The sequence below is a fragment of the Mycolicibacterium cosmeticum genome, assembly GCF_000613185.1.
GTDB classification, from domain to species: domain Bacteria; phylum Actinomycetota; class Actinomycetes; order Mycobacteriales; family Mycobacteriaceae; genus Mycobacterium; species Mycobacterium cosmeticum.
Genome location: NZ_CCBB010000003.1, coordinates 1069118 through 1093314, shown reverse-complemented (window position 1 = coordinate 1093314; position 24197 = coordinate 1069118). Strand labels below are relative to the sequence as shown.

Sequence of the window (24197 nt, the reverse complement as noted above, 5' to 3'; positions counted from 1 at the left end):
CGGCTAGCGCAGGACCGGATCGCCTCCGAGGCAGAACCGTTCCACATCGGCCAGGGTCGGGCTGGACTCCCAGTCACCCGGGGTCATGCACAGGATCGCCCCACACGCGTTGGCGCGCCGCAGCCGCTGGGCCACCGACAGCCCGTGCAACCATCCGCTGAGATAGCCGGCGACGAAGGCATCACCGGCGCCGACGGTGTCGACCACGTCGACGGGGAAACCGGCGCTGTAGATCTGTTCACCGGGCAGATGCGCCGTGGCGCCGTCGGCACCTTGTTTGCGCACCACCTCGCTGCGGCCGGAACGGACGAGTCGTGCGGCCGCCTCGGCCGGGTCGGAGTCCGGGAACAGCAACTGCAGCTCCTCCGGGCCGCCGAAGACGATGTCGGCCTGTTCGGCGAACTTGCGCAGCAACGGACCGGCCACGTCGGCCGGTGCCAGCGCCGACCGGTAGTTGATGTCGAAGCTGACCGGTACCCCCGCACCGCGGGCGCGGTCGAGTGCCGATTGCATGCATTCGCGTGCACTATCGGACAACAGCGCCGTGATGCCCGAGACGTGCAATACCGACACCTGTTCGATCCAGCCGGGCGGCAGGTCTTCGGGTCGCAGCCGTGATCCCGCCGAACCGCCGCGGTAGTACAGCACGGCGGTGGAGCGAGTGGTCGGGCGTTCCTTGATCATCAACCCGGTCGGGGCGTCGGGGTCGACGACACCGTGCACATCCACCCCTTCAGCCCGGACCTCCCTGGCGACCCGCTCCCCCAGCGGGTCATCGCCCACCCGACCGAGCCAGCGGCTGTCGATACCCAAGCGCTGCAACCCGATTGCCACATTGGTCTCGGCGCCGCCGATGCCCAGGATCAGATCGGACACATGCCGCAGCGAACCGATCTCCCTGGTGCGCATCAGGGCCATGGTCTCGCCGAGCGTGGCGACCCGCGGCGTCACGCCGCGTCCCGCCGGCACGCGGCGACGAAGGCCGCTGCCCGCTGCCGCAGTTCCCCGAGATCACCGCCGCGTACGGCGTCACCCAGCAGCGGGCCGCCCACGCTGACAGCCGCCGCCCCGGCGGCCAACCACGGCCCGACCTCACCAAGGCCGATACCCCCGGAGGGCACGACGGAGATTCCGGGGAAGGGGCCGCGCAGATCCTTGACGTACCCGGCGCCCACCTGGTTGGCGGGGAAGATCTTCACCGCCGCGGCCCCGGCCCGCCATGCCGAGAACAGTTCCGTGGGCGTCAGCCCACCGGGAACGATCGGCATACCGGCCCGGTGCGCCTCCTCGACGAGACCGACGTCGGTGATCGGGGTGACCACGTAGTGTGCACCGGCATCGACGGCGGTCATCAGCTGCCCGGCGTCGGTGACCGTGCCCACCCCGATATCGGCGGCATCACCGTAGACCGCCAGCAACCGCGGCAGGCGCTCCAGCGTGCCGGGTGTCGTCAGGGTCAGCTCGACACTGGCCACGCCGCTGTCGACGAGAGTCTCGAGGATGCGGTCGTAGTCGGTGGCGTGCTGGGCGCGCACCACCACGATCAGCTTGGTCTCGGTCGTGCGGGCCGGAATCAGCAAGCGGCTCAAGGTGTCACCAGTCATGAACCGTTCCGTCCTGCAATCGATTCACCGGAAGGTAGGCGGTCGTGTAGGTGAAGGCGGCGGCCGCATCCTCGTCCAGTTCGACCCCGAGGCCCGGTGTGTCACCGGGGTGCAGGAAGCCGCGCTCGAAGGTGAACGACGTCCGGAACACCTCGAGCGTGGTGTCGCTGTGCGGCATGTACTCCTGGATACCGAAGTTGTGGATGGCCAGGTCCAGGTGCAGGGCCGCGGCCATCCCGACCGGCGAGATGTCGGTCGGTCCGTGCATCCCCGACCGGATCCCGTAGATGCCGGCGAAGTCCAATAGTTTGCGCATGGCCGTCACGCCGCCGGTGTGGGTGACCGCCGACCGCACGTAGTCGATGAGCCGTTCGGTGATCAGGGTCTGGTAGTCGTACACCGAGTTGAACACCTCGCCGATGGCCAGCGGGGTGGTGGAATGGCTGCGCACCAACCGCAATGCGGCCTGGTCCTCGGCGGGCGTGCAGTCCTCCAACCAGAAAAGGTCGTAGGGTTCGACGTCTTTGGCGAATCTGGCCGCCTCGATCGGGGTCATCCGGTGGTGCCCGTCGTGCAGGATTCGTAACTGGCTGCCGAAGTCCTCGCGAATCTTGGCGAAAATGCCGGGCATGTGGGTCAGATAGGCGCGGGTGTCCCAGGTTTCCTCGATCGGCGCGGTCGCCGCGCCTCCGTCGGCGGCGCGGTGCGCCGGCTCATAGTCATAGCGGGCGCCGGGCTTGTTGGTGGCCACACCGTAGATCTGACCGAGGCCGGGGACGCCGGTCTGCACGCGCACCGCGGTGTAACCGGCCTCCACGTAGCCGGTGATGGCGTCCTTGAGCGCGGCATAGTCCGGGCCTGATGCGTGCCCGTAGACCCGGATGCGGTCGCGGCTGGCCCCACCGAGCAACTGGTACAGCGGCACGCCGGCCTTCTTGGCCTTGATATCCCACAGGGCCATGTCGACGGCGGCGATGGCAGCCATGGTGACCGGGCCGCGACGCCAGTAGGCGCCCCGGTAGAGGTACTGCCAGGTGTCCTCGATGCGATCCTCGTCGCGACCGATCAGGGTGGACGCCAGATGCTCGGAAAGATAAGCGGCGACTGCCAATTCGCGTCCGTTCAAGGTGGCGTCGCCCCAGCCGACGATGCCGTCGTCGGTGACGATCTTGAGGGTGACGAAGTTGCGTCCCGGGCTGCAGACGTTGACGTCGATCTTGTCGATGCTCATTGCGTACTTTCGTGGCTTCGGTTCGGATTCGGTTCGGTCACATCGCCGCGCGCGGGTCGGTCAGGTCACGACCGGTCCAATCCTTGGCCCACACGGCCACGATCAGTGCCGACAGCGAGTACAGGCCCATCATCACCATGATCGGGATCGGGCTGCCGGTGGCGGCGGCCACCCAGGCGGCCGCGACGACCGGGCCGATGCCGGTCGCGATGACCGCGGCGATCTCGCGGACGACGGCCGTGAGCGTGTATCGGTTACGGGCGCCGAAGATCTCCGGAATGGAGACGTTCTCCAGGGATGCCGGACTGAGTACCGCGACATTGTGCAGCACCACGTAGCCGACGAACACCCACACCAGGTTCTTGGAGTCGATGGCCAGCATGGTCGGCACGATCACCACCAGGGCGGCAGACATCACGAAGATGTACATGCGGCGGCGGCCGAATCGGTCGCCCAGCCAGCCGATCGTCGGAATGGTGAGGAAGCCGACGATGGACGACACGATGACCGCGTTGGCGCTGACGCTCTTCTGCAGGGCCAGGGTCAGTGTCATGAACGAGATGAGGTAGGTCTGGATGAGCCCCGAGTTGCCCGCCTGCCCGAATCGCAGGAAGAAGGACACCAGCAGCGCCTTCATCGGCTTGCGCTCGAGGGCCTCCAACGTGCGGGTGTCGGAGCCACGGGTGGCCAGCTCGACGATCTCGGCGCGCGACAGGGCGCGTCCGTCGACGACGTCCTCGCGCTCCTCGAATACCGGGCTCTCCTTGAGATTCAGTCGGATCCACACCGCGAACACCATCACCACGGCACTGGCGATGAACGGGATGCGCCAACCCCAGGCGATGACATCGCTTTCCACCAGCACACCGAGCAGGATGGCCCAGATCGCCGAGGCGAACAACGTGCCGCAATTGGTTCCCAGCCCGACGAGTGAGGCCACGAAGCCGCGCCGGTGCGCGGGAGCGTACTCGGCGAGCATGACTCCGGCACCACTGATTTCGGCGCCTGCGCCGAAGCCCTGCAGCAGCCGCAGGGTCACCAGCAGGATCGGCGCGAGCATGCCGACCTGATGGTAGGTCGGCAGCACCCCGATGAGGGTGGTGGCCGCACCCATCAGGGCGATGGTGTAGAACAACACCTTTCGCCGCCCGATCCGGTCACCCAGCCGTCCGAAGAAGACCGCTCCGAGCGGCCGGGCGATATAGCCGACACCGTAGGTCGCCATCGACAGGACGACCGCCATTCCCGCACTTTCGCCGGAGAAGAACAGCTGACTGAACACCAGCGCGGCGGCCAGCGAGTAGAGCTGGAAGTCCATGAATTCCAGTGCCGTGCCGAGCCATCCGGACACGGCGGCGCGCACCAGGTCTGCCATGCTGCGCTGGGGGGTGACAGGCTCGGCGGCAGCCTGCGGTTCGTGGGCGGTCGTCATCGTCATTCCTCGTCGGGGTCGGGTCCAGATTGCGATCAGAACTGCAGGAGCACCTTGGCCGAGGCCGAGGCGTCGCGGGCCAGGGTGAAGGCGTCGACGGCGTGCGACGCCGGGACGGCATGGGAGATGACCGCGTCGAGGTGATCGTCGGCGGCGAGAATGGCCACCGCGTCGTCGATTTCGTCGGCGAAGCGGAACGCACCGACCAAGGTGAGCTCCTTACCGAGCATCGGCGCCAGGTTGACCGAGATCTCGGCGTTCGGCAGGGTGCCGACCTGTACGACGGTGCCGGCCCGCCGGGCGGCGCGCACCGCCTGGGTGAGTGAGACGCCCACCCCGGAGCATTCGAAGACGACGTCGTAGGACTCGTCGGCGATGGTGTCCCGGCCGACCAGAACGGTGTCGACGGCGCCCAGCGCGCGTGCCCTGGACAGCGGCTCGGGCCTCAGGTCGCTCACCCCGATCTCGGTCGCGCCGGCATGCCCCGCGGCGGCCACCACGAGCAGGCCGATGGGGCCGGCGCCGATCACCAGCACCCGCCGGCCGGTGAGGTCGCCGGCCAGCGCGACGGCGTGCAGCGCCACCGCCAACGGCTCGGCCAGGGCCGCGCGGCGCAACGGCAGCCCGGCCGGCAGCGGGCGGAGCATATGGTCCTCGACGACCAGCAGTTCGGCGGCACCCCCTTGGCGGTGCGGGAACGTGGCCGCACTGCCGAGGTAGTCACCACCGGGGTGCAGATGTGGACGGTCGGACAGACCGGGCACCGGCGGCCCGTACCGGGCGGGGTGCACCGTCACCGGCGTACCGGCCGGGTGGCGTCCCGACGGGTCGAGGTCGACCACCGCCGACAGCTCGTGACCGGGTGTGAACGGTTCACGCACCACGTTCTCGCCGTTGGCGCCGTGAAAGTAGTAGTGCAGATCGGAACCGCAGATACCCACGTAGCTGACCCGCAACCGGACCTGTCCCGCGGCCGGGACGGGTTCGCTGCGGTTTTCCCAGCGGATGTCTTCTTTGCCGTGGATGGCAAGGGCTTTCATCACAGCGTTGTCCTGTCCTCGGTTGCCGCGGTGGCCTCTCGCGCTGCCGCCGTTATTCCGCTGCGGGTGATGGTCGCCACCAGCTCGGCCACCCGCTCGCCGAAGGCCGGTTGCGCGGTCAGGTCGTCGGGCAGAAAACCGTTGTCCAGCACCGCGAGTGCGTGTTCGCGTGGACCGGTTGCGCCCCGGGTCACCGCTGCGAGCCGGTGCCGCGCGGGTTCGCGGACCTCACCGGCGTACGGCCCGGGATCGAAACCGGGTGGGGGCGCGACCGTGCAGATCCAGCCGGCGACCGTGAGTGCGAGCAGGTGCGGTACCCGCCCGGCCCGCAGCGCGGACAACGCCGGCTCGGGTATGCGCTGCAGCAATTTCACCGAACCGTCGGTGCCGACCTGAGAGGTGCGGTGTCCCAGTTCGGCGTTGGCCCAGCGGTGTGACAGCGATTCCAGATAGCTGTCCGTGTCGAATCCGCGCGGCAACGTGATGGTCGGCAGATAGTCGGCGGCGATGCAGGCCCGCACCGCATCCTTGACGAAGTCCTGGGCCCAGGCCTCGGCGATGGTGGCCCGACCGTCGAGCAGGCCGAGATACGCGATCAGCGAATGTGATCCGTTGAGCAGCCGCAGCTTGACGAGCTCGTAGGCGTGTACCTCGTCGCTAAGCACCGCGCCCGCCCGTTCCCAGGCCGGCCTGCCGGCCGTGAACGCGTCCTCCAATACCCACATGGTGAAGTCCTCGGCCGGCACCGGACAGCGATCGTCGACCCCGAGCAGCTCGGCCACCGCCGTTCTCGTCTCGTCGGTGGTCGCCGGCACGATGCGGTCCACCATGGAGTTCGGAAAGCTGACGTGGTCGGCGACGAACGCCAGCACATCCTCGGACGCCGAACTGGCATGCAGGAATTCGGTCACCACGGCGCGGGTGGCGTGTCCGTTGGACTGCAGGTTGTCACAGGACAGCACGGTGATCGGCGCGCCACCGGCGGCCCGGACCGCGAGGCCCCGGGCGATCAGCCCGATGGTGCTGCGGGGATGGGTGGGGTCGGCGATATCGTGGCGGACCTCGTCGAGGTTGACGTCGAGGGCACCGGTCCGCGGTGACCGGCAGTACCCGACCTCGCTGACGGTGAGGGTGAGAATCCGGTGCCGGGGATCCGCGACGGCCGCGACGAAAGAGTCCGGCTCGTCGGCCAGCACCCCGAGGGCCCGATGCACGTCGACAACACCCGCGCGCCGGCCGTGATCGGAATACTCGAGCACGGCGTATCGGCCGTCTTGGGCGCGCATCGCCGCGACCACCTCGGGTGAGCGGTTGGCGAACCCGTAGATCCCCCAATCGCCGGTCTCGGCCGCCAGCGCCTGGGCGGTGTACACCGCGGCGTGGGCGCGGTGGAAGTTGCCCAGTCCCAGGTGCACCATGCCCGTACCGGGGCTTGCCGAGGCGCCGATCACGGCGCCGTCGGGGGTGGTCGGGCGGGTCAGCCGACGCATCGTTGCGCTCCCCCAGATGTTTCACACCATCGCGGTGCGTTCCGTATTATGAACCGTGCGTATCGCATTGCGAAATTACGGTGACATGCTGGGCCAAGCTGTGTCAAGGGTCACCACGGCAAATGTGCCAAGCTCTCGGATACAGCGACTCAGAAGGGAGACGCAGCATGGACGACAAGGGTGCGGCCCCGGTCGGCAGTGTCGACAAGGCACTCGCGCTCATCGAGCTGCTCGCCGCTGCCGGTCCGGACGGGCTGGCCCTGCGGGAGGTCGTGGAGGCCAGTGGCCTGAACAAGGCCTCCGCCCACCGCACCCTGCAAGCGCTGCAGCACCGGGGTTTCGCCGAGCAGGACGCCCACCAGCGCTACCGGCTCGGGTCTCGGCCGGCGATGTTGGTCGAGCAGTTCCTCCGGGAGGAGAACTTGCCCGCGCTCTTCCGCCCCACGCTGTTGGCCATCTGCCAACAGGCCCAGGAATTGGTGCACCTGGGCATCCTGGACGGACACAACGTGCTCTACCTGGACAAGGTGGAACCGGACCGCACCATCCGGGTGTGGTCACGGGTGGGTCGACAGGTCAGCGTCGTGACCACCGCGCTGGGGCGGGCCATGATCGCCGCCGAAGGTGGCGGTGACACCCTGTTGGCCGCCTACACCAGCGATGCCGATCCCATTGCCGCCGAACGCTTCACCCGATCGGTCGCCGAAGCCAAGGTGGTCGGCTATGCCACCGAGCGCGAAGAAAACGAAGCCGGAATCTGCTGTGTGGGTGTGGCTTTGCGACGTCCCACGGGCCGACCGGTGGCCGTCAGCGTCACCGGGCCCAGCCATCGCATGGGTGCCGACCGCCTCGAAGCGCTGGGCAACCAACTGCGCGACGTGTTGAGTGTCTCGGCTCCGCCGGGATTCTCACTGGCGCCGTGTGGCACCGCGGCTAGCGCACCGGGATCGTGAACGTGAAGGTGCTTCCCCGGCCGGCCCCGGCACTGGTGGCGACGATGCGACCACCCTGCGCCTCGACGAACGCCTTGGCGATCGCCAGGCCGATACCGGCACCGCCGTGCCCACGGTCACGCGCGGTGTCGACGCGATAGAACCGCTCGAAGACCCGGCCGAGGTGTTCGGCCGAGATGCCATCGCCGGTGTCGGACACCGAGACCTCGACGGCAGCACCCGCCGCACGGGCACCGATCCGGACACGATCACCACCGTGGGTGTGCCGTAAGGCATTGTTGAGCAGGTTGGTCAATACCTGCCCGATGCGTTCCGGGTCCCCGACGACCGACGGGAGACCGGGGTGGATCTCGGAGTCCAGCCCGACACCCTTTGCGCGATACTGCGGTTCGAACGAGGCCACCGCGGTGGTGATCAAGTCGCCGACCTCGACGGGGCGCGCCTCGATCGCATCCGGGCGCTGCTCCGCGCTGAACAGGGCGCCGACGTCGGCGCTGAACCGGGTGAGCCGGCGCGTCTGATCCCGCAGCACGCCGATCGTCTCCGCGTCCAGGGTCTGCACCCCGTCCTCCAACGCTTCGAAATAGGCCTCCAGGACCGCCACCGGCGTGCGGATCTCGTGGGCCAGATCCGCCAGCATCTGCCGCCGGGTCCGGTCGACGTCACCGAGCCGCTGCGCCATCGTGGTGAACGCCGCGGCGATCTCGTCGAACTCCTTGCCGAGCCCCGTGGGTGACACCCGGACGTCGTAGCGACCCTCGGCGATTGCCGTTGCCGCGCATGCCAGTTCGGAGGCCGATCGGTACACCCGGCGACTCAGGTACCAGCTGAGCCCCAGCGCCGCCACCGCCGACACCGCGAGTGCGGTGCCCACCGACATCGTCGTCGCGCGTTCGAAGGCCCGCTGATAGGGATGGTCGGTCGCACTGCCCGGCTGCACGGCCGCATCCATCAGCCGCTGGAACATCGGTGGACCCACCAGCATGGCGACCACGATCGTCGTCGCGATACTGGCCACGACGACAACGGCATTGGCCGCGAGCAGCCGGGTACGAATACCGAACCGCGCGGCGTCGCCCCTCACCCCTATCCCCTGCCCATCCGGTAGCCGACCCCGCGCACGGTGGTGACGAAGCGGGGCTGCGCCGGATCGTCACCGAGCTTGCGGCGTAGATGCCCGATGTGCACGTCGACGATGTTGTCGTTGCCCACCCAGTTGTCCCCCCACACCGCCTCGATCAGTTGCCGGCGTCCCAGCACCTGGCCGGGCCGCGCCGACAGCGCGGCGAGGATGTCGAATTCCGTTCTGGTCAAAAGGATTTCCTGCTCGTCGAGGTGCACCTCACGGGCGCCGACGTCGACCCGCAGCGCACCGATCGAGCGCGGCGGGTGCGGCGCACCGGGATCGTGATCGCTGGTGGCGCGGCGCGGACGGCGCAGCATCGCGTGGATCCGGGCCACCAGTTCGCGCGGACTGAACGGTTTGGTGACGTAGTCGTCGGCGCCGACCGACAATCCGACCACGGTGTCCACCTCGGTGTCCCGGGCGGTGAGCATCACCAGGTAGGCGTCCGAGAACATCCGTAGCCGGCGGCACACCTCGAACCCGTCCATTCCCGGAAGCCCGACGTCGAGCACCACCACGTCGGGGTCGACGGTGCGGGCCTGCGCCAGCCCGGCGGGACCGTCGTGGGCCGTGTGCACCTCGAAGCCGTTCTTGACGAGGTAGCTGGCCACCACCGTCGTCAACGGCACCTCGTCGTCGACGATCAAGGCGCGCAGCGTCGGCACGCCCGCAGTATCCGGCATTTCTCCATGATGCCCCGGCCGGTGCCACCGGCCCGGACCTACATCAAATCTTCAGAATTCGATCAATCAATCATCGCCGAGGCCCGGCAAGGTCAGGGTCATGAAGATTCCCACGCTCACCAACGCCCTCACCCGCACCCTGGCCTGCGTGCTGGCCGCCGGGGCCGGCCTTGCGATCGCCCTGGCGCCCGTCGCCGCCGCCGACAGCGACCCGCTGGTGCCCTACGGCACCAACCCCCAGGTGCCCTACTCCATCGGGCTGCACAGTTCGAACCACGACGAGCTGGACACCACCAACGGCCGGCTCGACCTGCCTTTCTGAGGACATCGCAGGACGAGCACGCAAGGAGAAGGCAAGCTGGACAGCATGACCCAGGACAACCAGCGGGGCTTCGGCCTCAATCGTCGTGATGCCCTGGTCGGGCTGGCCGCCGTCACGGGTGTGGTGGCGACCGGCGCCGGCGGGCTTGCGGTCGCCTCGGACTGGCTGGGTCCGCCCCGGCTGACCGCTGCACGGTTCACCGACCGGTTCGAACAGCTCTACGGCCGCCACGACGGCTTCCGCCGCAACCATGCCAAGGGCGTCGCCGCCACCGGCACGTTCACCAGCACCGGTGCGGCAACCGAAGTCTCGAGAGCATCCGTCTTCCGCAGCGGGACCGTTCCGGTGATCGCCCGTTTCTCCCTGTCGGGCACCCTGCCCGACCAGAATGACCAACCCGCCACCGTGCGTGGGCTGGGGGTGCTCTTCCAGACGTCGGACGGCCAACAGTGGCGCACCGCGATGGTCAACATCCCGGTGTTCCCGGACAGCACACCGCGAGGGTTCTACGACCGGATGCTGGCGTCCAAGCCGGATCCCAAGACCGGCAAACCCGATCCCGCGGCGATGTCGGCGTTCCTGGCTGCCCATCCGGAGACCGCGGCGGCGATGAAGGTGATCAAGGCCGCGCCGCCGAGTGCCGGCTTCGCCGACAGCACGTTCTGGGGGCTGAACGCGTTCCTGGCCACCGCCGAGAACGGGCACACCACACCCATCCGGTGGTCGCTCATCCCGGCGCAGCAGGCAACCACCAGCGCGCAAGGCGACGATTTCCTGTTCGACGCCCTCATCGAGCAGGTGCAGCGCGGCCCGGTTTCCTGGCGGCTGGTGCTGACGTTGGGCCAGCCCGGTGATCCCACCCGCGACGCCACCCTCGGATGGCCCGCCGACCGCCGGACGGTGGAGGCCGGTGTGCTCACCATCGACCGGCTGGCCACCGAGGCCCCCGGCAACGCCCGCGACATCAATTTCGATCCGTTGGTGCTCCCCGACGGGCTGGCCGCATCCGACGACCCGTTACCGCGGGCACGCTCTGCCGTGTACGCCCAATCGTTCAACCGGCGAGCTCGAGAACCCAAGTCGCCCAGCGAAGTCGACGTCGAAGAGGTGATCCATGACGAGCACTGACTCCCCGCCCGCCACGATGCCGAGGTTCACCCTGCTGTCCCGGCTGCTGCACTGGGCGATGGCGGTCATGGTGATCGGCCAGTTCTTCCTCGGCGTCACCATGGTCGCCGCGCTCACGTATTACCCACTGCTGCTGGCCATCCACCGGCCGCTGGGAATCCTCATCCTGGTGTTCGCCGTCGTCCGCCTGATCAACCGGCTCACGCACCGGCCGCCGCCGTTCCTGGCGACCATGGGTAAGGCCGAACGCAAGATCGCCACCTATTCGGAGTACCTGCTCTACGCGCTGCTGCTGGCACAACCGCTGGTGGGCTGGGCCATGCTGTCCGCAGCGGATTCGCCCGTCACGCTGTTCCCCGGGCTGCACCTGCCGGGCATCGCACCGCACGGAATCGCCTTGTACGCGGCGCTGCGGACCACCCACACCGTGCTCGCCTACCTGCTCTTCGCCGCGTTCACCGCCCACATCTGCGCCGTTACCTTCCACACGGTGGGGTTGCGGGACGGACTACTGAGACGAATGTCCTTGTGGCCGAGTAGGTCCCGATGAGCGCCTTCGACGCCACCCTGGAACCGGAACGTGTTCAGTTGGAAGCGTTCATCGAGGACTACCGGACTGCGATCGAACGGACGCTGGACGGTCTCACCGAGGAACAGGCGCGCCGGCGGCTCGTCCCGTCGGCGACCACGTTGCTCGGCCTGCTCAAGCACGTGACGTGGATGCAGCGGGTGTGGTTCGAGCAGTGCGTCGGCGGTACGCCCCGCAGTGCGCTCGGCGTGCAGAACGTGGACGAGACCTTCCAGCTCGGTGACGACGACACCATCGCCTCGGTCATCGCGGCTCACCAAAGCGCCTGTGCGAAAGCCAGAACCATCGTTGCCGACCTGCCCCTGGACACCGTTGCCACCGGCCACGCCGCCGGCCCGCGCACGCTGCGCTGGGTCTATCTGCAGGTGCTGCGCGAGCTGGCCCATCATTGCGGGCACGCCGACATCCTGCGCGAGCAGATCCTCGCGGGCTAGATCAGGCCGCGCTTGCTGGCCGCGTACACCGCCTCGGCCCGGCGGCTGACCTGCAACTTGCGCATGATGTTGCTGACATGGAATTTCGCGGTGGTCGCCGAGATGAACAACTTCTCGCCGATCTTGTTGTTGGACAGTCCCGTTGCCAGCAGACGTAGGACTTCGATCTCCCGGTCGGTGAGCTGCTCCCGCGGTTCGGTGCGGCCGCTCAGGGAGCGCACCACCGCGGCGGCGCTGCGCGAGTCGAACGCGCTCTCCCCCACCGAGATCGCCCGGATGGCGCGGACCAGTTCGGTGGTGTCGACATCCTTGACGACGTAGCCGCGGGCGCCCGCGTGCACGGCCCGCACCACCAGATCCTCGTCGAGGAATGTGGTGAGCACCAGCAGACCGATCTGCGGATGCGCGGCGGACAGCTTGGCGCACAGGGACAATCCCTCGAAGTCGGAGCCGGCCGACAGTTTCAGGTCGAGCAGCACGACGTCGGGACGTACCGCCGCGACCATCGCCGCCGCCTCGTTCTCGCTGGACGCCTCACCGACCACCACCAGGTCGTCCTCGCGCTCCAACACCGACCGCAACCCCTGCCGCAGGATCGGGTGGTCATCGACCAGCGCCAACCGGATGGCCTTGGTTTGTGTGTGCACCGTCATGAGGGAATCCCCTTCCTGGGTATGGTCGCGACGACGCGGACCCCGCCGATGCGGGAGCGCTGGACCGCGAACGTGCCGCCGTGCTCCCGGCAACGGGCCAGCATGTTGGCCAGGCCGCGGTGATGTCCGTCGACGTCGGGGGCCTCGGCCATCCGCAACATCAGCCGGAGTTTGTCCGGGTCGCCGGTGCCGTCGTCGGAGACCGACAGTGTCACCGCGGCCGGCCGGTACCGCAATCGCACGATCGCGCGGGTCGCGTGGCCGTGCATGGCGGTGTTGAACAGCGCCTCCCCCGCCACCCGCAGCAGCGCATGCTCCACCTCGCCGGGCAACTCGGCAACGGCCCCTTCGACTTTCAGGCTGACGCGCAGATCCTCGGGCATGTGCACGGTGGCCAGCTGCTCCATCAGCTCGGGCAGCGTGGACCGGCCGGCGTCACCGGGCTGGTTGAGAGCGTAGATCGCCGAGCGCAGCTGTTCGGTGGCCGACCGGGTGAGTGTCTTGGCCGTGTGCAGCCGGTCGAGGAGGTCGGCGGATCCGGCCAGGTCCCCCGCACGGGCCTGAATCTCGCTGCGGCACACCTCGATCTGCATGCCGGCCGACAACACCGTCTGGGCGACGCTGTCGTGCAGTTCGCGGGCGATCCGGTGGCGCTCGGAATCGAGGACTTGATGTTGCTGGGCCGCACCGAGTTCGCGCTGCGTGGCCAGCAGCTCGGCGTTCCGCGCCTCTGACTGCGCCAGCAGCGTCTGGGCGCGCTGGAACAGCTCGCAGTTGTGCAGGGCGACGGCGGTCTGGCTGGACAGGATCCGCATCACGGTTTCGTCGGTGCCGTCCAGCATGCGATCACTCGGCGTCCAGGCCGCGAACGCGCCGATCACCCCGCCGTCGAGTTCGATCGGCACGTGTGCGTGGTGTGGTTCGATGACCGGCAACCGGAACTGGGCGAGCTGGCCGCGCAGGATGTCGTTGAGCCGATTGAGCACGGCGTCGGGCAGGTGCGGCACGGGATGCTTTGCACCGGAGAGCCCTTCGAACGAATAGGCGTGCCCTTCGGCATCCAGGATGAGGTGGCGCGGGCGGGCCTCGGGCAGGGCACCGTCGGCGAGCGCGATGAGCACCCATTGCGCGCCGAGATGGGTACGGGCCGCCTCCGCCACGGCCCGGACCAGGTTCTCCGGCCCGTTGACCGTCTGCACCAGGGCCCGCGAGATGGCGTCCAGCGCGGCGATGACCCGTTCGGTGCGCAGCGCCGCCACCCGGAACTCTGGGTAGAACGTGCCCTTTCCGGAGCGCACCCCGGTGAGCCGCTCCAGGTCCGGCGCCGGGCGCCGCAGCGAACCGGAAGTCACAGCGCGGCCCGGAACAAGGCCCGCAATTGCGCCTCGTCGGCGGCCCGCGGATTGGTGGTGATGCAGGCGTCGGCCATGGCGTTGTGCGCCAGCACCGGCACGTCCTCGTCGCGCACCCCGAGTTCGGCCAGCCCGCGGGGCACCCCCACCCGCCGCGCCAGATCCTGCAGCCGATCGGCCAGCGCCAGCGCCGATTCCAGCTGGGGCGCCCGCTGGTCGGCGATCCCGAGGCAGGCGGCGATGGTGGCGAACGGCGCCGGATCGGCTTCGGCGTTGAACCGCACCACATGCGGTAACAGCACGCCGTTGATGACACCGTGCGGAAGGTCCAGCAGCCCGCCGACCTGGTGGCTCATCGCGTGCGCGGCCCCCAGGATGGCGTTGGTGAAGGCCAGGCCGGCCTCCAGCGCCGCCTGCGCCATCAGCACCCGGGCCGACATGTCCTGCGGCCGTTCGATGGTGGTGACCAGGTTCTCGGTGACCATCACCACCGAGCGCAGTGCGTGGTGGTCGGTGAGCTGATTGTGCCCGAGCGAGACGAACGCCTCGATACCGTGCGTCAGGGCATCCAAACCCGTTGCGGCATTGAGCCATTCGGGCATGGTGGTGAGCAACCGCGGGTCGATGACGGTGATATCGGGCACCAGGGCCCGGCCCAGGATGGTGATCTTGGTGTTGCGGGTGGTGTCGGTGACGATGCAGAACTGGGACACGTCGGCCCCGGTGCCCGAAGTCGACGGCAACACCACCAGCGGCGGGATCGGCATGGTCGCCTTGTCGACACCGGCGTAGTCCAGGATGTCGCCGCCGTTGGCGGACAGGATGGCGATGCCCTTGGCCGCGTCGATCACCGAACCACCGCCGAGGGCGATCAGCACGTCGCATCCGTGTGCTCGATAGAAATCGTGGCCCGCGGTAATCTCGTGGTCCTTCGGGTTGGGTGTCAGCGCACTCCACACCTTGACCGCGACGCCCTGGTCCCGCAGATGCCTGACGAGTTCATCGACCCAGCCGGCTTCGATCAGCCCCGGATCGGTGACCAGCAGCGGCCGCAGCCCGCCCAGGCGCAGCGCGGCGTGGGCGGCCTCGGCCATCGAGTCGAGCCCGAACACGATCTCCGGTGCGTGGAACTTCAGCAGTCGACTCGGCAGGCCGTCGCCCCGGGTCGTCGGCACCGAGAGGGGTGCCACCTCCGCTTGCGCTATCACCTCGCCCGCCCACTCCCTGCTGTGTGATCCACGTAACACACCTACCCTACGTCGGTCGGTGGGTCTGACCAACGTGCAGGTGGACAGGGTGGGGACCTACCCGATCGGGTAGGTAACTCAAGACAGAGCGTGTGCCAGTTCGGCGGCGCGGGCCAACAACGCGTCGGCGTCACCGGCCACCACCACCTTGTCGCACACCTGGGCATAGTCCGGCATCGCACAGGTGGCCTGACGCCAGTAGCGGTGCGGCTCGGGCGTCACCCAGGCCAGCCGGTGCACCCGCCGGCGCAGCGCCCGCAGCCGGTCCACGCCGGGCGGCAGCCCGCCGCTGCGGCCGTCCCCGACGATCAGCACCGCGGTGCGGGAATCCAGGGCATCGGCCTGGCCGCGCAGCATCTCGCCGAACACCTGCCCGTAATCGCTGCTGGCCTGCAGGTCCAGTTGGCCCTCGGCCAGCACGGCGGCCAGCGCGTCGTCACCCCCGGCGCGCAGCAGGATCTCGGTGACGTCGACGGGCCGGTCGACGAAGGCCATCACCCGGCAGCGGTGCGCACGGCGGTGCAGGGCCTGGGCCAGCCGCAGGGTGAAGGCGGTCACCGGGCGCACCGACAGGGACACGTCGGCGATGACCAGCAATCGGAGCCGGTCCGGCAGCGGGGTGCGCATGACCAGGTGGAACGGCACCCCGTCGGTGCGCAGGGCGGCCCGGCTGGTGCGGCGCATGTCGAGGCGCCCCCTGCCGCGTTCGCGGGGGCGCGGTCGCGGTGCGCCCCGCATCCGGCGCAGCACCTCATGGCAGGCCAGGTCGATATCGGCGGCCAACCCGGTGTCGGCGGCGGTGTCCGGGGTGTCGGCCGTGGCGGTGAGCCCGCTGCGCTCGGCCAGCGCCGCGACGAACCCCTCGACGGCCTGCGTCAGCTGGCTCAACTGCTCGGCCGTCAACGGCTCACCGGCCTCACCGCCGTAGGTGCGGCTCGGGTCGTAGGCGTCCAGCCAGGCCAGGATGGAATCGGGATCGTCGAAGCTCAGCGACCCGGCCACCACCGGGGCCACCGAGTCCGCGAGATCGCCGGCCACGGCGGCGGCAGCCCGATCCACTTCCACGGTGTAGCGCATGCCGCGCCGGCCCTCATCGGCTTCCGCGGACACGCTCAGGTGGTCGTCGGCCCCCGTCACGCTGTAGTCGTCGTCGTCCTTGTGCGGGTTGAAACCCTTGTCGGCCTCCGGAGTATCGAAGTGCTCCCCCACCTCGGCGGCCCGCTCGTTGTACTCGGCGTACCGACCGACCTCGGCATCCTCGTCGATGTCGAGCTGGTCGGGCAGGCCCGAGCCGGTGTGGGCACGGCTCGGGCCCGCCTCGTGTTCGTGGTGTGCCGGTACCGCGTCACCGAACATGGCCTCGAACGCGCGGTCGAAACCTCGTTGTTCACGACCGTATTTCGCGCAGGTGGCCCGCAGCGCGGCACGCAGCGCCTCGCGGTCGGCGGCGCCCAGCAGGCCCAGCACCCGGCGCACCTCGATCACCTCGGCCGGTGAGGTGGCCACCCCGGCGCGGCGCAGCAACTGACCGAACGCCGCGGCGACGGCGTCCAGCAGTTGCGACGGTGTCATCGCCGGCCACCGCGCCCACGGAAGGCCGCGGTGGTGGTGTTCGCCGGCCGCGACGCCACGGTCGCGCGCTCGGCGGGAACGGTCGGAGCCGGCTGCTCGGGCGTGGAGGTCAGGTGCCGCACCGCGATATCGCGGTCACTGCTGAACTTCACCAGCGCCGACAGCAGCACCCCGTCATCGGTGGCGCCCAGGATGGCGGCCGCCCGGGCCGCGTCGATCACCTCGGAGATCGACGGGCTCTTGCGCAGCGGCAGCTCGCGCAGCATGCGCGCAAGTTCCACCACACCGGCCACCACCGCCGGCTCGACATGCGGGGCGCGGACCCCGACGATCGCCCGTTCCCGTTGCGGGGTGGGGAAATCCAGGTGGTAGTGCAGGCACCGGCGTTTCAGCGCCGCGGACAGCTCCCTGGTGTCATTGGACGTCAGCACCACCCACGGCACCGAGCGCGCGACGAACGTCCCGATCTCGGGGATGGTGACCTGACGCTCGGCCAGCACCTCGAGCAGCAGGGCCTCCATCGCCTCCTCGGTGCGGTCGACCTCGTCGACGAGCAGCACCACCGGCTGCTCGGACAGCACCGACTCCAGCAAGGGCCGCACCGAGAGGAAGGCCTCCGAGTAGAGCCCGAAGTCCCGCTCGGCCAGATACCGGGACGCCTCCTCGATATCGTCGATGCCGTTGGTGGCGGCGGTGATCCGGTCGCGCAGCAGCTGTACGTGCAGCAGCTGCTTGGCGTAGTCCCACTCGTAGAGCACGCGGTTGTCGTCCAGACCCTCGTAGCACTGCAGGCGGATCAGGCGTCTGCCGCCGGCCGCGGCCAGCGCCTTGGCCAGTTCGGTCTTGCCCACCCCGGCCGGTCCCTCCAACAGCAACGGGCGGTCCAGCGCGGTCGCCAGGTGCACGACCGTGGCCAAGTCGTCGTCGGCGATGTAGTCCTGTTGGCGCAGCGCGGTGGAGAGTTCGGCCGCGCTGCCGAAGGTGATGGGGTCGTCCAGCGTGCGGACCGTCTCAGCGGTCATCTCGATCTCCTGGTGTGTGGATGGGGCCCGTTCAGCGGCTCGTGCTGCCGCTGAACGGGTCCGCATCACTGCCTAGTAGGACTCGTTGATCGCGTGCCCCACAACGGGAATCATCGACTCGACGGTGACCTCGCGGGGATTGCCGGGCGTGCACCAGTCGTCCTGGATGTGCTCGGAGATCGCCAGCACCGTCTTGTCGTCACCCTTGATGACATCACCCCGCCCGGCGTACTTCCCGGTGTTCATCCGGTTCTTCGCGTACGAGTCGGTGCGCACCTGGGAGAAGTTGTCCGGGATGCCGACGTCTTGGGCCAGCCGGATGGCGGCCTCGACCGCGGCGTCGGCGGCCTGCACGGTGGTCATGTTCCGGGTGTCCACCCCCATGGCGGTGGCCAGCTGCGCGTAGCGCTCGTAGCGCGACGGCAGGTTGTACTCCCACACCCGCGGCAGCGCGATGGCGTTGTTCAGTCCGTGATGGCTGTCGAAGAACGCCGAGACGGCATGGCTGATCGAGTGCACGATGCCCAGGCCGCCGGAGTTGAACGCCTGCCCCGCGATGTACTGCGCGTTCATCATGCCCTCGCGGGCCTTGAGGTTACGCGGTTCGAACACCGCCTCACGCAGGTGCTTGGCGACCAATTCCACCGAGTACAAGGCGTTTCCGAGCGACGGAGCGAAATCGAGCCGCGACACGTACGGCTCGCTGCCGTGGGCCAGCACATCGAATCCGCAGTAGGCGGTGAAATGCTGCGGGCAGGTGTAGTACAGCAGCGGGTCGTCGATCGCCAGGGTGACGATGGTGGCCTCGTCGAAGCCCACCCACTTGTGCGGGTGCTCCATGTCGGAGGTGTCGGTGATGACGTAGGCCCAGGACGTCTCCGAACCCGTTCCGGCCGTGGTGGATACCGCGATGTGCGGCGGGTTCTGCTTGTTGGTCGACTTGGCGAAGCCCTCGAACTCGTTGATGTTGCGGCCGTCGTGGGCGATGACGACGCGGGCGCCCTTGGCGGCGTCGTGGCTGGAGCCACCGCCGATGGAGATGATGCTGTCGCACTTCTCTTGCTGGTACAGCGCGGCGGCCTCCATGACGTTGTAGTCCTTGGGGTTGGACTCCACCTTGTCGTAGAGCACCACCTCGACGCCCTGGTATTCGATCTTGCCGGTGAGCTCCTCGATGATGCCCGAGCCGCGCAGGCCGGTGGTCATCAGCAAGGTGCGCTTGAAGCCGAGGTTCTTGGCTTCCACACCGATGATGTCGTGCGCGCCGACGCCGAGCAGCGCGCGGGGGAACGGATGGAACTCCTTGATCGGGAAGTCCCAAATCTGGTTCAGCTCAATGGCCATTGGATTCAACTCCTCGCGGTTGGCGACGGGCTTGTGCACGTCGGCGGGGCCGACAATGGGACCCTCACCTACCGTGGACCCGCGTGGCCCGCGTCACAATGGAAAGCGGGCAGTACCGGCCGACCGGACCCGCCGAACTACCCGATCAGGCAGGCCGCACGGCGCACCGACAAGCCAGGTGTCAGAAGTTGACGGTGACCCGGAAGAGTTTCGACGGCTCGGCGGCGCGCAGCCGGATGGGGCCGTCGTCGGCGGCCACCCAGGCCGCGGCGCCGCCCGCCAGGGTCACCGTCTCCGATTTCGCGAACACCTCCACCGAGCCCTGCGTGCACAGCAGGATCTGCGGCCCGTCGTGCTCGGCGGGCGCATCGACCTCGTGCCCGAGGTGCTCGCCCTCGATCGACAACACAGAGACCGCGAACTCCGGCGCCGGGGTGTCATATACCCACTCCAGGCCGTCCCGGACGGGGCGCGGGACGATCTTGGCGTCCCCCGTCGGGGTGAAATCCAGTACCCGGAGCAACTCGGGCACGTCGACGTGCTTGGGGGTGAGACCGCCGCGTAACACGTTGTCGGAGTTGGCCATCACCTCGAAGCCCACACCGTGCAGGTAGGCGTGCAGGTTACCGGCCGACAGGTAGACCGCCTCCCCGGCCTGCAGCGTGATCCGGTTGAGCAGCATCGCCGCCAGCACACCGGCATCCCCCGGGTAGCGCTCCCCGAGTTCCAGCAAGGTCTTGGCCTCGGCCTGGAAATCCGTCTCACCGGAACGCAGGTAACCGACCGCTCCGTCGAGCACCGCGGGCACCAGGACGTCGAGGTCGGGCTGCGGCGCGGTGATCCAGGTGGTGAACAGCGCCCGCAGACCGTCGGCATCGGGCTGGTCCTTGAGCAGGGTGATGTACGGGTCCAGATCGGCGGCGGGGTTGGCCTGCGCCAGCGCTCGCATGAACTCGACGGTGCGTGCCGCCGAGCGGAATCCGGTGAGCGCCTCGAACGGCCCGAGCGCGACGATCAGCTCCGGCTTGTGGCTGCGGTCGCGATAGTTGCGGTTGGGCGCCGACACCGGAATGCCAAGCCGCTCTTCCCGTTCGAAGCCCTGCTCGGCCTGGCGGGCGCTCGGGTGAGCCTGCAGCGACAACGGCTCGTCGGCGGCCAGCACCTTGGCCAAGAACGGCAACGCGTTGCCGAACCTGGCCCTGATCGGTTCGCCGAGCTGGCCTTCGGGGTCGTCGTTGATCATCTCCAGCAGCGAGCGCACGCCATCGGCGGTCTCGCATTGCGCCGGATCCCCCGGATGCGCGCCCAGCCACAGCTCCGCCTCGGGATGCACTGTGGGACTGGGCCGCCCGGTGAACTCGGCGATTGCGGTCCGCGACCCCCAGGCATACTTGCGCACCGCTCCGTGCAGCAGATTCACGATCTCACCCTCGCGCCAGTCTCAGGTATACGGCCGTCATCTCCAGCCGTACGGCCAGCATGGCCAATTGTTGTTCGGGGCGTCCGGCCGCCCGCGGCGTCGCCATGTCGGGCACGTCGTCGGCGCTGAGCACCATGATGTCGGCCAGGCTTTCGGTTCGCGCGACCACCGCCGGCCGTTGTTCGTCGGAGGTCAGCACCACCACCCGGACCCGCGCGGGCAGCGGCCCGTCGATCTCCTCGTCGTGGAACAGCGCCGTCTCGTAATCGGCGGGCCCGGAATTCAATTCGCCCGCCGCGACCAACACGTCGGCCAGGCCCGCGGCGGCGACCACCTGCTGACCGGTGCGCAGCAGCACCGCGCTGGCATGGTGCGCGAGCGCGACCGAGGCGGCGGTGTCACCGGCGAACACCACCTCGCGGCCCGTCAACTGTTCGGCGATCGTCTTGGCCGGATTGGTGAACAGCTCGCGGGAAGCGCTGTTGCGCAACGCCTCGGCATCCAACTCGTCGGCCAGCGCGCCGACATCGACGCGCATGCCCGCATCCAGAACGGCCAGGACCGCGGCACCGGCGGCCAGGTAGCGGCACAGCGCGAACTCCTCGGGCACCGGCAAGCGGGGCGGCAACAGCGCGGCGCGACCGGCCGTGACGTCACGCAGCGGGCCCTCGTGCGGCGCGACGACGATCACCCTCGCGCCCCGGCGCACGCCGGTGGCGGCCGCCGCGACCAGGACCGGGTCCCCTGCGTCGGCCCCGGCCACCACCAGCACGTCGAGGGCGCCGATCCACGGCGGCACCTCGGCGGCCGGCACCATCGGCACCGATGTCGAGGCGCCCAGCGCCGCCGACAACAACGTTCCCGCCGCCAGGGCCGGGCCGCCGGTGGCAACCCAGATCAGGGTGCGGGGCGGCAGATCGGAGCGCACCGGGTCGAGGGCGCCTTCGTCGACGGCGGCCGCGACGGCCCGCACCTGGGCTCCGGACATCGCAGCGGCACGCAACAGACCATCCCGATCGGCGGCGAGTAGCCCCTCGACGTCGTCCAGATCGATCGTGGCGGCCCGCGACGTCACGGCACCGACTCGCTTGCCCCGGCAATGAGTTCGCCCACTTCGTGCACGATCTCGTCGACCTCTTCGCCGGTGCGCGCCTCCACGTTGAGCCGCAGCAGCGGCTCGGTGTTGGAGCTGCGCAGGTTGAACCACCGACCGTCACCGAGATCGACGGTCACCCCGTCGAGGTGGTCGATGGAATGGATCCGGGTGCCGAAGGCGGTGAGCACCGAGTCGACCACCGCGGGGGCGTCGCCGACGGTGAAGTTGATCTCCCCGGATGCCTCGTAGCGGTGGTAGTCGGCCATCAGTTCCGACAGCGGGCGCTGCTGCTCACCCAGGGCCGCCAGCACGTGCAGGGCCGCCAACATGCCGGAGTCGGCACCCCAGAAATCGCGGAAGTAGTAATGCGCGGAATGCTCGCCGCCGAAGATGGCCCCACTGTCGGCCATCAGCGCCTTGATGTAGGAGTGGCCCACCCGGGAGCGCACCGCGGTGCCGCCGCGCTCGACGATCAGCTCTGGCACGGCGCGGGAGGTGATCAGGTTGTAGATGACCGTGGCCCCGATCTCGCGTCCCAGTTCCCGGCCGGCCACCAGCGCGGTGACCGCCGACGGCGAGACGGGGATGCCCTTCTCGTCGACGACGAAACAACGGTCGGCGTCGCCGTCGAAGGCCAGGCCGATATCGGCCCCGGTGGTGATGACGTGCGCCTGCAGATCCACCAGATTGGCCGGATCCAGCGGGTTGGCTTCGTGGTTGGGGAAGGTGCCGTCGAGTTCGAAATACAACGGCAGGACGGTGAGCCCGGGGATCGCGCCCAGCACGGCGGGCGTGGTGTGCCCACCCATCCCGTTGCCCGCGTCGACGGCCACCCGCAGCGGGCGCAGATCGGTCAGGTCGACCAGGGAACGCAGGAAGGCGCCGTAGTCGTCGAGCACGTCCCGGTCCTGCACCGCACCCGGCGCTCCGTCGTAGGCCGGCACCCCGGCGATCACCTCGTCGGCGATCGTGGCCAAACCTGTCTCGCGACCGACCGGCTTGGCGCCGGCCCGGCACAGCTTGATGCCGTTGTAGGCGGCCGGGTTGTGGCTGGCGGTGAACATGGCACCCGGGCAGTCCAGCAACCCGGAGGCGAAGTACAGCTGGTCGGTCGAGGCCAGCCCGATCCGCACCACGTCCAGCCCCTGCGCGGTGACGCCCTCGGCGAACGCCTCGGACAGCGCGGGCGAACTGCTGCGCATGTCGTGACCGATGACCACCTGGGTCGCTCGGGACTGGTCCGCACGCACCAGCCGGGCGAAGGCGGCGCCGACATCGCGCACGAATGCCTCGTCGATCTGCTCTCCGACCAGGCCGCGTACGTCGTAGGCCTTGATCACAGCATTCACGGCGGCGGCGGGCCGAGGCATGGCTGTCCTCGCTCTCTGGATCGACCGGGCTGGGGAATGGTGACTTGGCAGCCAGCCTAGTGGCTCCGGTATTCCACCGCCGCAGGTCCCGCCGCTGTCCTATTCGGCGCCGGTCTCCGGCGGGTCGGGCAGCACCCGCAGGTGACCGCGACGGCGTCCGTTGGTTTCCGGGCGGCGGATCGGCGGCGCGATCAACGCGCCGCCGGGAACACCTGTCGACGGGTCGGAGAAGCCCGCGGTGACGCCGTTCACCATCGAGGGCAGGCCGTCGTTGCGTTCCCGCACGGCGTCGGCGAGCGCGACCAGATCGTCCTCGTCGGGATGCGCGGGCAACGGCCCGGCATGACGCACCAACTCCCAGCCGCGCGGCGCGGTGATCCGTCCGGCGTGGACGACGCACAGATCCCACGAGTGCGGCTCGGACACGGTCGCCAGGGGTCCGACGACGGCTGTCGAGTCCGAATAGACGAAGGTCAGCGTCGCCACGGCGTAGTGCGGGCACCCGGGCCGGCAGCAGCGACGGGGAACATTCACGCTGCGAAGATTATCGTGCGGAAACGTCGCGGGCACCCGGACACGCGCAGTGCGTCGAGCGCCGATCTCCAACCGTTACCATCTCATCCGTGGCGCAGCGCAACCATCGCGGATCACGCCGCGGCCGCGACATGCGCGGGCCGCTGCTGCCGCCGACGGTGCCGGGCTGGCGCAGTCGGGCCGAGCGTTTCGACATGGCGGTGCTGGAGGCCTACGAACCGATCGAGCGCCGCTGGCATGACCGGGTGGCCACCCTCGACGTCGCGGTCGACGAGATCCCGCGGATCGCCCCCAAGGATCCCGACAGCGTGCAGTGGCCACCGGAGGTGGTCGCCGACGGTCCGATCGCCCTGGCCCGGCTGATCCCGGCCGGCGTGGATGTCCGCGGGAATTCCACCCGTGCGCGAATTGTGTTGTTCCGCAAGCCGATCGAACGCCGCGCCAAGGACGCCGACGATCTGTCGGATCTTTTGCATGAGGTATTGGTGGCGCAGGTGGCCACCTATCTGGGTGTCGAACCGTCGGTCATCGACCCGTCGATCGAAGACGACTAGC

General features: G+C 69.1%; 24 protein-coding genes. 6 read left to right on the top strand and 18 right to left on the bottom strand.

Annotated features, from left to right (window positions below):
• Window positions 1-3 precede the first annotated feature (3 nt).
• The 6 genes from BN977_RS24430 to BN977_RS24405 are packed head-to-tail and all read right to left on the bottom strand — an operon-like array spanning window position 4 to window position 6797.
• Window positions 4-951: a sugar kinase gene (locus tag BN977_RS24430; RefSeq protein ID WP_036404316.1), complete on the bottom strand. Its 948-nt coding sequence runs from the start codon at window positions 949-951 to the stop codon at window positions 4-6.
• A complete protein-coding gene (locus tag BN977_RS24425; RefSeq protein WP_036402136.1) occupies window positions 948-1604 on the bottom strand; it encodes a bifunctional 4-hydroxy-2-oxoglutarate aldolase/2-dehydro-3-deoxy-phosphogluconate aldolase in 657 nt (218 codons plus the stop codon). Before BN977_RS24425 ends, BN977_RS24430 begins: the two co-directional genes overlap by 4 nt.
• Complete coding sequence (gene manD, locus BN977_RS24420) at window positions 1594-2835, bottom strand: D-mannonate dehydratase ManD (protein ID WP_036402133.1); 1242 nt, start codon at window positions 2833-2835, stop codon at window positions 1594-1596. Before manD ends, BN977_RS24425 begins: the two co-directional genes overlap by 11 nt.
• Window positions 2836-2872: 37 nt before the next feature.
• Complete coding sequence (locus BN977_RS24415; RefSeq protein ID WP_024454339.1) at window positions 2873-4267, bottom strand: MFS transporter; 1395 nt, start codon at window positions 4265-4267, stop codon at window positions 2873-2875.
• A 35-nt stretch (window positions 4268-4302) separates the two neighbouring features.
• Entirely contained in the window at window positions 4303-5307 is a 1005-nt protein-coding gene (locus tag BN977_RS24410) for a zinc-binding dehydrogenase (protein WP_024454338.1), read from the bottom strand.
• Window positions 5307-6797, bottom strand: a complete 1491-nt coding sequence (locus tag BN977_RS24405; protein WP_024454337.1) for a mannitol dehydrogenase family protein — start codon at window positions 6795-6797, stop codon at window positions 5307-5309. The genes BN977_RS24410 and BN977_RS24405 overlap by 1 nt, the downstream gene beginning before the upstream one ends.
• A 167-nt stretch (window positions 6798-6964) precedes the next feature.
• On the opposite strand from BN977_RS24405, the gene BN977_RS24400 reads away from it, so the two are divergent.
• The gene (locus BN977_RS24400; protein ID WP_024454336.1) at window positions 6965-7750 is read left to right on the top strand and encodes an IclR family transcriptional regulator; all 786 of its coding nucleotides are present in this window, start codon (window positions 6965-6967) and stop codon (window positions 7748-7750) included.
• Here the strand turns inward: BN977_RS24400 and BN977_RS24395 are convergent.
• Window positions 7731-8834 carry a HAMP domain-containing sensor histidine kinase gene (locus tag BN977_RS24395; RefSeq protein WP_024454335.1) on the bottom strand — a complete coding sequence of 368 codons (1104 nt, stop codon included), beginning with the start codon at window positions 8832-8834 and terminating at the stop codon, window positions 7731-7733. The two genes, BN977_RS24400 and BN977_RS24395, sit on opposite strands and share 20 nt — an antisense overlap.
• Window positions 8835-8836: 2 nt before the next feature.
• Entirely contained in the window at window positions 8837-9559 is a 723-nt protein-coding gene (locus BN977_RS24390; RefSeq protein WP_024454334.1) for a response regulator transcription factor, read from the bottom strand.
• A gap of 100 nt (window positions 9560-9659) precedes the next feature.
• On the opposite strand from BN977_RS24390, the gene BN977_RS24385 reads away from it, so the two are divergent.
• Genes BN977_RS24385 through BN977_RS24370 form a run of 4 tightly spaced genes read left to right on the top strand, consistent with a single transcriptional unit; the run spans window position 9660 to window position 12032 of the window.
• On the top strand, window positions 9660-9881 hold the full coding sequence (locus BN977_RS24385) for a hypothetical protein (protein WP_051561868.1): 222 nt from the start codon (window positions 9660-9662) through the stop codon (window positions 9879-9881).
• A 45-nt stretch (window positions 9882-9926) separates the two neighbouring features.
• Window positions 9927-11009 carry a catalase family peroxidase gene (locus tag BN977_RS24380; RefSeq protein WP_109790280.1) on the top strand — a complete coding sequence of 361 codons (1083 nt, stop codon included), beginning with the start codon at window positions 9927-9929 and terminating at the stop codon, window positions 11007-11009.
• A complete protein-coding gene (locus BN977_RS24375; protein ID WP_051561866.1) occupies window positions 10996-11559 on the top strand; it encodes a cytochrome b in 564 nt (187 codons plus the stop codon). Before BN977_RS24380 ends, BN977_RS24375 begins: the two co-directional genes overlap by 14 nt.
• On the top strand, window positions 11556-12032 hold the full coding sequence (locus BN977_RS24370; protein ID WP_036402128.1) for a DinB family protein: 477 nt from the start codon (window positions 11556-11558) through the stop codon (window positions 12030-12032). Before BN977_RS24375 ends, BN977_RS24370 begins: the two co-directional genes overlap by 4 nt.
• On the opposite strand, the gene BN977_RS24365 is transcribed toward BN977_RS24370, so the two are convergent.
• From BN977_RS24365 to BN977_RS24320, 10 genes are all read right to left on the bottom strand, one after another.
• Window positions 12029-12685 (bottom strand): MadR family response regulator transcription factor, encoded by a 657-nt coding sequence (locus BN977_RS24365; RefSeq protein WP_024454329.1) that lies wholly within the window; start codon window positions 12683-12685, stop codon window positions 12029-12031. The two genes, BN977_RS24370 and BN977_RS24365, sit on opposite strands and share 4 nt — an antisense overlap.
• A complete protein-coding gene (locus BN977_RS24360) occupies window positions 12682-14037 on the bottom strand; it encodes a MadS family sensor histidine kinase (protein ID WP_407661208.1) in 1356 nt (451 codons plus the stop codon). Before BN977_RS24360 ends, BN977_RS24365 begins: the two co-directional genes overlap by 4 nt.
• Window positions 14034-15212 carry an iron-containing alcohol dehydrogenase gene (locus tag BN977_RS24355; RefSeq protein ID WP_036404310.1) on the bottom strand — a complete coding sequence of 393 codons (1179 nt, stop codon included), beginning with the start codon at window positions 15210-15212 and terminating at the stop codon, window positions 14034-14036. The genes BN977_RS24360 and BN977_RS24355 overlap by 4 nt, the downstream gene beginning before the upstream one ends.
• 150 nt (window positions 15213-15362) lie before the next feature.
• Window positions 15363-16856 (bottom strand): MadC family VWA domain-containing protein, encoded by a 1494-nt coding sequence (gene madC, locus BN977_RS24350; protein WP_024454326.1) that lies wholly within the window; start codon window positions 16854-16856, stop codon window positions 15363-15365.
• Window positions 16853-17878, bottom strand: a complete 1026-nt coding sequence (locus BN977_RS24345) for a MadB family AAA-type ATPase (RefSeq protein ID WP_024454325.1) — start codon at window positions 17876-17878, stop codon at window positions 16853-16855. The genes madC and BN977_RS24345 overlap by 4 nt, the downstream gene beginning before the upstream one ends.
• Before the next feature lie 72 nt (window positions 17879-17950).
• Window positions 17951-19222 (bottom strand): NDMA-dependent methanol dehydrogenase, encoded by a 1272-nt coding sequence (gene mdo, locus BN977_RS24340; protein ID WP_024454324.1) that lies wholly within the window; start codon window positions 19220-19222, stop codon window positions 17951-17953.
• 181 nt (window positions 19223-19403) lie between these two features.
• Window positions 19404-20642 carry a mannose-6-phosphate isomerase, class I gene (manA, locus tag BN977_RS24335; protein WP_024454323.1) on the bottom strand — a complete coding sequence of 413 codons (1239 nt, stop codon included), beginning with the start codon at window positions 20640-20642 and terminating at the stop codon, window positions 19404-19406.
• A 4-nt stretch (window positions 20643-20646) separates the two neighbouring features.
• Entirely contained in the window at window positions 20647-21717 is a 1071-nt protein-coding gene (locus BN977_RS24330; RefSeq protein ID WP_024454322.1) for a TobH protein, read from the bottom strand.
• A complete protein-coding gene (locus BN977_RS24325; protein WP_024454321.1) occupies window positions 21714-23108 on the bottom strand; it encodes a phosphomannomutase/phosphoglucomutase in 1395 nt (464 codons plus the stop codon). The genes BN977_RS24330 and BN977_RS24325 overlap by 4 nt, the downstream gene beginning before the upstream one ends.
• Window positions 23109-23207: 99 nt before the next feature.
• Window positions 23208-23642: a DUF3499 domain-containing protein gene (locus BN977_RS24320; RefSeq protein ID WP_024454320.1), complete on the bottom strand. Its 435-nt coding sequence runs from the start codon at window positions 23640-23642 to the stop codon at window positions 23208-23210.
• A gap of 131 nt (window positions 23643-23773) precedes the next feature.
• On the opposite strand from BN977_RS24320, the gene BN977_RS24315 reads away from it, so the two are divergent.
• A complete protein-coding gene (locus tag BN977_RS24315; protein WP_024454319.1) occupies window positions 23774-24196 on the top strand; it encodes a metallopeptidase family protein in 423 nt (140 codons plus the stop codon).
• The last annotated feature ends 1 nt before the right edge of the window (window position 24197 follow it).